The following is an 11031-nucleotide window of genomic DNA, read 5'->3' on the forward strand; positions in this document are numbered from 1 at the left end:
CATGCGCGACGGCCTCGGCCTGCGGCTCGAGCTCAAGCTGCACGACCCGCGGGACAGCAACGTGCGGCTCGTCGGCGCGCTGCGTCGCCCCGCGGAGTCCGTGCCGCACGACCAACCGGGCCGCGGGTTGACGATGGCCGCCGAGCACTTCCTGTTCGCCAACCCCGAGCTCGACCAGGTGGCCGCGATCAACGCCCGCTACCCGGGCATGGCCGCGCCGCCGGTGCGGCTGCTGCCGACCAACCTCGCGCCGGAGGCGCTCGGCGCACTCTATCGCGGCACGGAGCAGGTGGTCATCGGCCAGCGCGAGGAGGACCTGGCGCCCGTCGTCGTCAACTTCGCCGACGAGCCGCTGCTGATGGTGTTCGGCGACAGCAAATCCGGCAAGACCACGTTGCTGCGCCACATCATTCGCACCATCCGCGAGCACTCCACGCCCGATCAGGTGGCCTTCACGGTGCTGGATCGCCGGCTGCACCTTGTCGACGAGCCGTTGTTCGCCGACAACGAGTACACCGCCAACGTCGACCGCATCATCCCGGCGATGTTGGGGCTGGCGAACATCATCGAATCGCGGCGTCCCCCGGCCGGGTTGTCGCCCGGGGAGCTGGCCCGGTGGGCATACGCCGGCCACACCCACTACCTGATCATCGACGACGTCGACCAGATACCGGACGCGCCGGCGATGAGCGGCCCGTACGTCGGGCAGCGGCCATGGACGCCGTTGATCGGAATCCTTTCGCAGGCGGCCGATCTGGGGCTGCGGGTGATCGTCACGGCGCGGGCGACCGGATCCGGGCACGCCCTGATGACCAACCCGCTGCTGCGCCGGTTCAACGACTTGCAGGCGACCACGCTGATGCTGGCGGGCAACCCGCAGGACAGCGGCAAGATCCGGGGCCAGCGCTTCGGCCGGCTGCCCGCGGGGCGGGCGATCTTGTTGGGCGACAGCGACATTCCGACGTACGTGCAGTTGGTCAACCCGCTGGTGGGTGAGGCCGCGATGTTTGGTGAAAGGGGAGAGTCATGACGTTGCGAGTGGTTCCCGAGGGCCTGGCCGCGACCAGCGCCGCGGTGGAGGCGCTGACGGCGCGGCTGGCGGCCGCGCACGCGGCGGCCGCGCCGGCCATCACCGCGGTGGTGCCGCCCGCGGTGGATCCGGTGTCGCTGCAGACCGCGCTCGGCTTCAGCGCACAGGGTCAAGAGCACGCCGCCGTCGCCGCCCAGGGCGTGGAAGAGCTCGGCCGCGCCGGCGTGGGCGTCGGCGAGGCCGGCGTCAGCTATCTCGCCGGGGACGCATCGGCCGCGGCGACGTACGGGTTCTAAGGGCGCCCGACAATGACGTCCCCCGTTGCGCCCCTTTGGATGGCTTCGCCACCCGAGGTGCATTCGACGCTGCTGAGCGCCGGTCCCGGGCCGGGGCCGCTGTTGGCGGCCGCCAGCGCGTGGACCGCGCTGAGCACCGAATACGCAACGGCGGCAGCCGAACTCACCGGGGTGGTGGGCCAGGCCCAGGCGGGGTCCTGGGAGGGGCCGACGGCCGAGCAGTACGCGGCCGCGCACGCCCCGTACCTGGCGTGGCTGCAGCAGGCCAGCGCCGACAGCGCGGGCGTGGCCGCGCAGCACGAGATCGCGGCCGCGGCGTACACCGCCGCCCTGACGGCCATGCCGACACTGGGCGAGCTCGCCGCCAATCACACCGTCCACGGGGTGTTGGTGGCGACGAACTTTTTTGGCATCAACACGATTCCGATCGCGTTGAACGAGGCCGACTACGCGCGGATGTGGGTCCAGGCCGCGACCGTCATGGGCGCCTATCAGGCCACCTCGGGCGCAGCGCTCGCGTCCGCGCCGCGCAGCACCCCGGCGCCGGCCATCGTGCGGCCGGGCGGGGAGTCGAACGACGCCGCGGTCAACGCCGCGCAGAACACCTCCAACCCCGCGAACGCGATCTCCGACTTCTTCCAGCAGCTGGCCAAGTTCCTGCAGGACTTCTTCCAGAACATTCAGCAGCTGTTGCAGAACATCTTCTCGAACCTCCCGGCGTTGCTGGCCGCCAACGGCCCGCTGCTGTTCTTCGTCGCCTACCAGGTGTTCTTCAACGCCGTCGGCTGGCCGACCTGGGGCGCGATCCTGACCGCGCCCTTCCTCATCCCGCTGCTGCTCGGCATCGGCCTGAGTTCCCTGCTCACCGCGCCCGCCGAGATCGCCCCGGTGGCGGCGGGAGCCGCCGCGGCGCCGCTGGTCGCCTCGACCAAGCCGGCGTCACTGCTGCCGGCGGTCGCGCTGGCCCCGACGGTGGCGACTCCCGCTGGGGCGCCGGCCACTTCGGTCGCGGCGGGTACCGGTACCGCTCCCGCCCCGGCGCCCGCGCCGGCGCCGAGCACCCTGGCCTACCTGGTCGCCTACGGCGGTGACCCGGAGACCGGCGTGGGACCGACGGTGGGTGGCCGTGGTGGCGCCAAAGCGCCGGCGGCGACCATCCCGGCGGCCGGCGCGGCCGCGGCCAGCCGGGCGGAGGCGCGCGCGCGGCGGCGCCGCCGGGCCACGCTGCGGGACCACGCCGACGAGTTCGCGGACATGGATTCCGACATCGGCGTGCCCCCGGACTACGACGACGACGATGAGCGACTGGCCGCGGCGGTGGCATCCGGTGCCGGGGCCGGGACGCTGGGCTTCGCCGGCACCGCGCGGAAGGCGAACACCTTCCGGGCGGCCGGTTTGACCAAGCTCACCGACGGCGAATTCGGCAGCGGCCCAAAGATGCCGATGATGCCCGGCACCTGGGACCACGACCCGGCGCGCCCGACCGAGCCCAGGGAAGGGGGATAAGGCAGTCAGCCCGATGCTCGTCAGTCACCGAAACCCCATGAGACCGCAGAGAAAGGAAGCACCATGAGTATGTTGGACGCCCACATCCCGCAGTTGGTGGCCGCGCAGTCGGCCTTCAGTGCCAAGGCGGCGTTGATGCGCAGCACCATCAGTCAGGCCGAGCAGGAGGCCATGTCGGCACAGGCGTTCCACCAGGGCGAGTCCTCGGCCGCGTTCCAGGCCGCGCACGCCCGCTTCGTCGAGGCCGCCGCGCGGGTCAACACCCTGCTCGACATCGCCCAGGCCAACCTCGGCGACGCCGCGGGAACCTACGTCGCCGCCGACGCCGCCGCGGCGTCCGGCTACAACGCCTTCTGATCGAGCTTCAGCCGCCAACAACCGCGAAAGGACTTCTCATGTCCCAAATCATGTACAACTACCCGGCGATGTTGAGCCACGCCGCCGACATGGCCGGCTACGCCGGCACGCTGCAGGGGCTGGGTTCGGACATCGCCAGCGAGCAGGCCACGCTGTCCAACGCCTGGCAGGGCGACACCGGTATGACCTACCAGGCCTGGCAGGCCCAGTGGAACCAGGCGATGGAAAGCCTCGTGCGGGCCTACCAGTCGATGGCCAGCACCCACGAGGCCAACACCACGTCCATGCTCGCCCGGGACCAGGCCGAAGCCGCCAAGTGGGGCGGTTAGTTCCTGTCAGATGAGTGCTGAGCCCAACGCCGTCGAGCTGACGGTCGAGGAACGCCTGGCGTTGCGTGGCATCGGTGTAGGGCGAGGTGATCGCCAGCACCCACGGGAAGCTACCCGCCCCAATGGTTTCCGCTATGAACCAGGCGTTCCTCGACCGTCAGCGAGCCGAGCTGACCCGGATGGGTCTGGTATCGGAGGGCGGCACCATCAATCCGACGGTGGCCGACTGGATCAGGGTGGTGTGCTTCCCGGAGCGGTGGCTCGACCTGCGCTACGTGGGGCCCGCCAAGGACACCGGCACCGGCGAATTGCTGCGCGGCATCGTGGCTCAGCGTCCCGCGACCAGCGTCAAGACCGTCGTCGCGCTGCGCAGCGCGCAGCTGATCACGTTCACCGCCATGGACATCGACGACCCGCGCGCGCTGGTTCCGGTGCTGAGCGTCGGGCTGGCACAACAACCGCCGGCCCGATTCGACGAGTTCAGCATGCCGACCCGCGTCGGGGCGCGGGCCGACGAGCGGCTGCGCTCGGGCGCCTCGCTGGCCGAAGTCGTTGATTACCTGGGCATCCCGCAGTCGGCCCGGTCGGTGGTGGAGTCGGTGTTCAACGGCCCGCGCAGCTACGTCGAGATCGTCGCCGGCTGCCGCCGCGACGGCAGGCACGCCATCACCGAGGTGGGGATGAGCATCGTCGACGCCGCCGCGGGCCGCGTGCTGGTGAGCCCGTCGCGCGCCTTCGACGGCGAATGGGTGTCGACCTTCGCCCCCGGCACACCGTTCGCGATCGCCCTGGCGATCGAACAGCTGACCGCTTTACTGCCGGAGTCCGAATGGTTCTCCGGCCACCGCTTGGCCCGAGATTTCACCGCGCAACACGCGTAACCCCAACGGAAAAGAGAGCAACGATGTTTCAGGTATGGCCCCAGCGTCCTTCGAGGGTCCGGTGACGTCCGGCGCCGTCATGCCGATCGTCCGCGTGGCAATCCTCGCGGAAAGCAGGCTGACGGAAATGGCGTTGCCCGCCGAGCTGCCGCTGCGTGAGATCCTGCCCGCGGTCCAGCGTCTGGTGGTTCCTTCGGCGTCGAACGGCGAATCCGACGACACGGCCCGGGGCGCCGCCGACCTCGGTGACGCGACCCAACTGAGCCTCGCGCCCATCGGCGGCGCGCCGTTCAGCCTGGACGCCAGCCTGGACACGGTCGGGGTTGTGGACGGTGACCTGTTGGCGCTGCAGCCGGTGCCGGTCGGCCAGGCGGCCCCCGGGATCGTCGAGGACATCGCCGATGCGGCCATGATCTTCTCGACCTCGCGGCTGAAGCCCTGGGGCGCAGCGCATATCCAGCGCGGGGCGCTGGCCGCGGTGATCGCGGTCGCGTTCCTGGCCACCGGGCTCTCGGTCACCTACCGCGTCACCACCGGCGCGCTGGCCGGGCTGGTCGCCGTCAGCGCGATCGCGGCCCTGACCGCGATCGCCGGCCTGCTCGTCGCGGCCCGCTCGCCGCGCACCGCGACGGCGTGCTCGATCGCCGCGCTGGTGCCCATCGGCGCCGCCCTTTCGTTGGCCGTGCCCGGACGGTTCGGGCCGGCGCAGATCATGCTCGCCGCTGCGGGGGTCACCGCGTGGTCGCTCATCGCGCTCATGGTGCCCAGCGCCGAGCGTGAGCGCATCGTCGGGTTCTTCACCGCGACCGCGGTGGTGGGGGCCGGGGTGTTGCTGGCGGCGGGCGCCGAGGTGCTGTGGCACCTGCGGCCACTCGCCATCGGCTGCGGCCTGATCGTCGCGGCGCTGCTGGTCACCATCGAGGCGGCGCAGCTCTCCGCGCTCTGGGCGCGTTTCCCGTTGCCGGTCATCCCGGCGCCCGGTGACCCCACGCCGTCGGCGCCGTCGCTGCGGGTGCTCGAGGACCTGCCGCGGCGCGTGCGGACCGGCGACGCCCACCAGAACGGATTCATCGCCGCCGCAGTGGTTCTCAGCGTCCTGGGCTCCGTGGCGATCACCCTGCGCCCCGAGGCGTGCAGCGGGGTGGGCTGGTACGTGGTGGGCGCCACCGCGGCGACGTCCGTGCTGCGCGCGCGGGTGTGGGATTCGGCGGCGTGCAAGGCGTGGCTGCTGGCCCAGCCGTACCTGACCGCCGGTGCGCTGCTGGTGCTCTACACCGCGACCGGACGCTACGCCGCCGCCCTGGGCGCCGCGCTGGTGCTCGTCGCGCTGACCCTGGTGTGGGTGGTGGTGGCGCTCAACCCGCAGATCGCCGAGCCGGAGAGCTATTCGCTCCCGGTGCGACGGCTGGTGGGCTTCGTCGCGGCCGGGCTCGACGCGTCGCTCATCCCCGCCATGGCATTCCTGGTCGGCATCTTCACCTGGATACTCAATCGATGATCCGATCCGGATCGGCTTGTCTCGCCGCGGCTTTGGCGGCCGTGCTGTGGACGTGTCCGTCGGCGATGGCCATCGAAGCGCCGAAGGTCGATCCGGGTGTCCCGCCGCCCAGCGGGGCCCCGGGCGCCGTGCAGCCGATGGAGCAGCGCGGTCCGTGCACCGTCTCCGGGGTGATCCCCGGCAGTGACCCCGCGGCCGCCACACCCAGCCAGGCCACGCTGAATCTGCCCGGCGCATGGCAATTCTCGCGCGGAGAGGGCCAGCTGGTGGCGGTGCTCGACACCGGGGTGCGGCCGGGTCCGCGCCTGCCCAACGTCGACCCGGGCGGTGACTTCGTCGAGGCGACCGACGGGCTGACCGACTGCGACGGCCACGGCACCCTGGTGGCCGGGCTCATCGCCGGCCAACCGGCTGACGACGGCTTCGCCGGCGTGGCGCCCGCGGCGCGGGTGGTCTCGATCAGGACGACGTCGGCCAAGTTCTCGCCGCGGACGCCCGGGGGAGACCCGCTGATGGCGCGGGCGGCGCTGGACGTCACCACGCTGGGCCGCGCGATCGTGCGTGCGGCCGACCTCGGCGCCCGGGTGATCGACATCTCCACGCTCACCTGCCTGCCCGCCGACCGGCCGGTCGATCAGGCCGCGCTCGGCGCCGCGATCCGTTACGCGGCGGTGGACAAGGACGCGGTGATCGTGGCCGCCGCGGGCAACACCGGAGCGACCGGATCGGTGGGCGGCGGAACCTCCTGCGAGTCCAACCCGCTCACCGACCTGAGCCGCCCGGACGACCCGCGCAACTGGGCGGGCGTCACCTCGGTCTCCATCCCGTCGGTGTGGCAGCCCTACGTGCTGTCGGTGGCCTCCCTGACGCCGGATGGCCAGCCGTCGAAATTCACCATGGCGGGGCCGTGGGTGGGGATCGCGGCGCCCGGGGAACGCATCGTGTCGGTCGGCAACGCCGACGGCGGCGGCCTGGCCAACGGACTGCCCGACGAACACCAGCAGCAGGTCGCGCTGAGCGGCACCAGCTATGCGGCCGGCTACGTCGCCGGCGTCGCGGCGCTGGTCCGCAGCAAGTACCCCGACCTCAACGCCACGCAGGTCATCCATCGCATCACCGCCACCGCGCTGGGCGGCGCACGCGCGCCCTCCAACGTCGTCGGCACCGGCAGCGTGGACCCGGTGGCAGCCCTGACCTGGCAACTGCCCGCGGGCAACCAACCGCCCGCCGCACAGGTCAAACCCGTCGCCGTTCCGCCGGCGCCCGCGCCCAAGGACACCACCCCCCGGACCGTCGCGCTCCTCGGAACCGCCGCGCTGGCTGTGCTCGTCGCAGTCGCGGGCGCGATCGCCGCCACGGCCACCCGCCGACGAAAGGACCACACCCCGTGAGCCCCCAGCGCTGGATGCCAATCCCCGGACCCGGCCGAATCACGCTGGCGCTGTTGGCCGTCGTGCCCGCGGTGATGGCCTACCCCTGGCGGTCACCCCGTGATTACTGGTTGCTCGGGATGGCCGCCGCCGTGGTCGTCGTGTTGTTCGGTTCCTGGCGCGGCTTGTATTTCACCACCCTGGCGCGCCGCCGGCTGGCGATCATCGGGCGCGGCGAGACCGCGGCCGAATCCGATTCGGCCACGGCGACGACAGCGCTGCTGCGGATCGGCGTGCCGGGCGGCGACGCCGACGTGCTGCCATTGCCGTTGATCGCCGGCTACCTGGACCGCTACGGCATTCGGGCGCACAAGATCCGGATCACGAACCGGGACAACGCATCCGACCCATCGAGGCGCGAGACGTGGATTGGTCTCACGATTTCGGCCACTGAGAACCTGGCCGCGCTGCGGGCGCGCTCGGCACGCATCCCGCTGCACGAGACCGCGCAGGTGGCGGCGCGCCGGCTCGCCGACCACCTGCGGGAGCTCGGCTGGGACGTCACCATCGTCGCGCCCGACGACGTTCCCCGGTTGCTCACCTCCAACCCCCGCGAGAGCTGGTCCGGGGTGCAGCGTGGGGCCTCGGATTACCTAGCGGCATACCAGATCCCGGTCGGGGAGGGGCTGGCGGCCACCCTCGAGGCGATCAGGGAGCATCCGGCGCGCGAGACGTGCACCGCGCTGGAGTTCGCCGGTGACGGGACGCACCACACCGTCGCGGCCGCCTGCGCCTTCCTGACCGACACGCCGCCGGAGCGGATCGCCGCGCCGGCGGGGCTGGTACCGGAGCGCGGCAATCACCGGCCCGCGCTGCAGGCACTGGATTTGTTGTCCACCCGGCGGCTCGACGGTCACGCCAAGGTGGCGGCGGGCTTGCTGGCGCAGCTGGACTGGCCGACCCCGGTGCGCGCGGATTCGGTCGCCGAAGCCGCTAGAACATGACGGTCTGCAAAAACGCGGTCATCCGGCGCAGGTAGTCGAGCTGGCTCACGTGCAGCACGTGACTGCCCGGAAACCAGTGCAGCGCACAGCGATCCCAGTGTTCCCACAACTGGACGGCGTGCTGCGGTGGCGCCATCCGATCGCCGAGCCCGGTGATGATCATCCGCCGATCCTTGCTCGGCAGCGGCCGGTAGTTCAGCGGGCTGTGGTAGGACAGCCCGTCGGATAACTCCGCGTGGCTGATGCGGGACAGGCGCAGCCCGAGTCGCACGAGCTTGTTGGCCGGGAACCATTCGTCGAACAGGTTCGCCGGGGCGACGACGGGACAGTTCGGGATGACGGCTTCGAGCCGGTCGTCGACGGAGGCCACCAGCGCCGAGGTGTAGCCACCCAGCGATATGCCGGTCAGCGCGATGCGGTCGACCCCGGTGCCGTGCAGGTAGTCGATGACGGACCGGAAGTCGTGCACGGCCTGGGCCATCGCCTCGGCGAAACCGCTCAGGCCGCCGGCGAAATAGCCGAAACCGCTGAACGGCGAAAGCTTTTCGGCCCGCTTGCCGTGAAATGGCAAGGTGTACAACAGCACGTCGTAGCCGGAGCGGTAATACCAGGGCAGCGCGAAGAACCGCCCGTTGGCCAGGTACGACGATCCCATGAAGCCGTGGATGACACACAGCGTGGGGCGTGGCCCGTCGTCGTGGCGCCAGTGCTGGGCGCGCACGGTGTTGTTGGATCTGAAGGCGGACCACTGCGGGCGCATCGCGGGGTTGATCGCCCTGAAGCTGCTTGGGAACGCGATGTTTTCCACCGTCCCGCCCGCGACCCACTCGGTCAGTGGGCTGGCCCGCCGCGACGACACCCGCGGCGGCTCGGTCGGCGCGGGAAACGACTTCACCGGATCGCGTTGCGCGCCCAGCCCGGCGTAGAAGCTCAGGTTGGCGCGCTCGGCGCGGGCATCGGCGTGCCGCAGGGACGCGGCGACGACGGCGGGTGCCACCGTCGCGGTGAGCAGTGACGACACCCAGGTGCGCAGCGCCAGGTCGCCGATGGCCGAGCCCTCGACTACCATGCGCTGGCGGGGGGACAGCGCCGAATTCGGGGGCAAGCCGCCGTCGTCGACCGGGACGTCCGCGCCTTCGAAGGCGGCGGGAATCGGCGGTTCAATCGAAGTGTTGGGCGCCACGAACGCCGATGCTAACCGGCCGGCGCGGCGGCCGGGGCCACTTGGGCGGCGGGGCCGCATGCGGTAATACCGTTTGTCTATCTCCCCGGCTGGCGGCGGCGCTTTGATCAGGAGGACCGACATGTGGGATCCCGATGTCTACCTGGCCTTTGCGGACCATCGCAGCCGGCCCTTCTACGACCTGCTGTCCCGGGTGGGGGCGGAGCGGGCCCGGCGGGTGGTCGACCTCGGCTGCGGCCCCGGCCACCTGACCGAGTACCTGTCCCGGCGCTGGCCGGACGCGGTGATCGAGGCGATGGACAGCTCGCCGGAGATGGTCGCCGCCGCGAAGGAACGCGGCATCGACGCAGTGATCGGCGACCTGCGGGACTGGAAACCCAAGCCCGATACCGACGTCGTGGTCAGCAACGCCGCGCTGCACTGGGTGCCCGAGCACGCCGACCTGCTGGTCCGGTGGGCGGGCGAGCTGCCGCCCGGATCATGGATCGCCGTCCAGATTCCCGGCAACTTCGAGACGCCGTCGCACGCCACGGTGCGCACCCTGGCCCGTCGGGAGCCCTACGCAAAGGTGATGCGGGACATACCATTTCGCGTCGGCGCGGTGGTGCAGCCGCCGATCCAGTACGCAAACCTGCTGCTGGACGCCGGGTGCAAAGTCGACGTCTGGGAGACCACCTACCTGCACCAGCTGGGCGGGGAGAACCCGGTGCTGGAATGGATCACCGGGACGGCGCTGGTTCCGGTGCGCGAGCGGCTCGGCGACGAAGACTGGGAACGGTTCCGCGAGGAGCTCATCCCGCTGCTGGACGACGCCTACCCGCCCCGGTCCGACGGGACCACGATCTTCCCGTTCCGGCGGGTGTTCATCGTCGCCGAGGTCGGCGGTTCCCGGCGGTCCGGCGGCTAACCGCTCGCCTGTTCCTCGATGCCGCGGTCGGCGGCGAGCGCAGACCGGGCGGTCGGTTTCACCCGATGAATGTGCAGATACGTCTCGGTGTACCGGGCCGAGATGCGGGTGCCGGCGAACTCCGACGGGATTACATCACCCGTACGCTGACGCCAATCATGAAGCCGCACAGCCAAATCGGCCGCGATTTCGTCGGCGTCGGCGTCGCCGGCGGCCAGCAGGTTGGTGGTCTCGGTGGGGTCGGCGCGCAGGTCGTAGAGCTCACGCTGCGGGCGTGGGCCGGTGATGAACGGCGCGACGGCTGCCCCCGACGGGCTCTCCTCGATATCCAACGGCAGGTCGAGCAGCGGCCGCGGGGCGTAATTCTCGATGTAGCTGTATTCCTTGGTGCGAATCGCGCGGATGGGATCGAACGAGTCGTGATAGGTCTTCGTCGTGTATACGTGGTCCCGGACCGGCACGGTGTGCGGGTCGGGCGCGAGGAGGGCGCGGGCGTGCGATACGCCCTCGACGTCGGCCGGAACGTCCACGCCCAGCAGGCCCAGCAGCGTCGGCAGCAGGTCAACGCCGCTGAACAGCTCGTCGTAGACCCGCGGGGGCAGCGCCCGGCCGGTCGGGGGCCTGATGATCATGCCGATGCCGGTTCCCGCGTCATAGAGCGTGGACTTGG

At 71.2% G+C, this 11031-nt stretch carries 10 protein-coding genes and 2 pseudogenes; 10 read left to right on the forward strand and 2 right to left on the reverse strand.

Annotated elements, in window-relative coordinates; genetic code table 11:
• From A5701_RS25600 to eccE, 9 genes and pseudogenes are all read left to right on the forward strand, one after another.
• Window positions 1-1030 (forward strand): annotated as a pseudogene (locus A5701_RS25600) (type VII secretion protein EccC); the annotation flags it as partial.
• Entirely contained in the window at window positions 1027-1326 is a 300-nt protein-coding gene (locus tag A5701_RS25605) for a PE family protein (protein WP_067760824.1), read from the forward strand. The pseudogene A5701_RS25600 and the gene A5701_RS25605, both read left to right, overlap by 4 nt.
• Window positions 1327-1338: 12 nt before the next feature.
• On the forward strand, window positions 1339-2832 hold the full coding sequence (locus A5701_RS25610; protein WP_067760826.1) for a PPE family protein: 1494 nt from the start codon (window positions 1339-1341) through the stop codon (window positions 2830-2832).
• A 63-nt stretch (window positions 2833-2895) separates the two neighbouring features.
• Window positions 2896-3189, forward strand: a complete 294-nt coding sequence (gene esxG, locus A5701_RS25615; protein ID WP_067278108.1) for a type VII secretion system protein EsxG — start codon at window positions 2896-2898, stop codon at window positions 3187-3189.
• A gap of 38 nt (window positions 3190-3227) precedes the next feature.
• Window positions 3228-3518: a WXG100 family type VII secretion target gene (locus tag A5701_RS25620; protein ID WP_067278112.1), complete on the forward strand. Its 291-nt coding sequence runs from the start codon at window positions 3228-3230 to the stop codon at window positions 3516-3518.
• Window positions 3519-3655: 137 nt separating this feature from the next.
• Window positions 3656-4399 (forward strand): annotated as a pseudogene (locus A5701_RS25625) (ESX secretion-associated protein EspG); the annotation flags it as partial.
• A gap of 34 nt (window positions 4400-4433) precedes the next feature.
• A complete protein-coding gene (eccD, locus tag A5701_RS25630; protein WP_156670266.1) occupies window positions 4434-5897 on the forward strand; it encodes a type VII secretion integral membrane protein EccD in 1464 nt (487 codons plus the stop codon).
• Entirely contained in the window at window positions 5894-7288 is a 1395-nt protein-coding gene (mycP, locus tag A5701_RS25635) for a type VII secretion-associated serine protease mycosin (protein WP_067760830.1), read from the forward strand. The genes eccD and mycP overlap by 4 nt, the downstream gene beginning before the upstream one ends.
• 14 nt (window positions 7289-7302) lie before the next feature.
• Window positions 7303-8271 (forward strand): type VII secretion protein EccE, encoded by a 969-nt coding sequence (eccE, locus tag A5701_RS25640; RefSeq protein WP_067760832.1) that lies wholly within the window; start codon window positions 7303-7305, stop codon window positions 8269-8271.
• Here eccE and A5701_RS25645 read toward each other — a convergent pair.
• Window positions 8261-9454 carry a S9 family peptidase gene (locus tag A5701_RS25645; RefSeq protein WP_067760833.1) on the reverse strand — a complete coding sequence of 398 codons (1194 nt, stop codon included), beginning with the start codon at window positions 9452-9454 and terminating at the stop codon, window positions 8261-8263. The two genes, eccE and A5701_RS25645, sit on opposite strands and share 11 nt — an antisense overlap.
• Before the next feature lie 121 nt (window positions 9455-9575).
• Between A5701_RS25645 and A5701_RS25650 the strand changes: the two genes are divergently transcribed.
• A complete protein-coding gene (locus tag A5701_RS25650; RefSeq protein WP_067760835.1) occupies window positions 9576-10361 on the forward strand; it encodes a trans-aconitate 2-methyltransferase in 786 nt (261 codons plus the stop codon).
• On the opposite strand, the gene A5701_RS25655 is transcribed toward A5701_RS25650, so the two are convergent.
• A partial coding sequence (locus tag A5701_RS25655) for a sulfatase/phosphatase domain-containing protein (protein ID WP_368664945.1) occupies window positions 10358-11031 on the reverse strand: 674 nt, incomplete at its 5' end. The two genes, A5701_RS25650 and A5701_RS25655, sit on opposite strands and share 4 nt — an antisense overlap.

Source organism: Mycobacterium sp. E3305, from assembly GCF_001666785.1.
In the GTDB taxonomy this organism is placed as follows: Bacteria; Actinomycetota; Actinomycetes; order Mycobacteriales; family Mycobacteriaceae; genus Mycobacterium.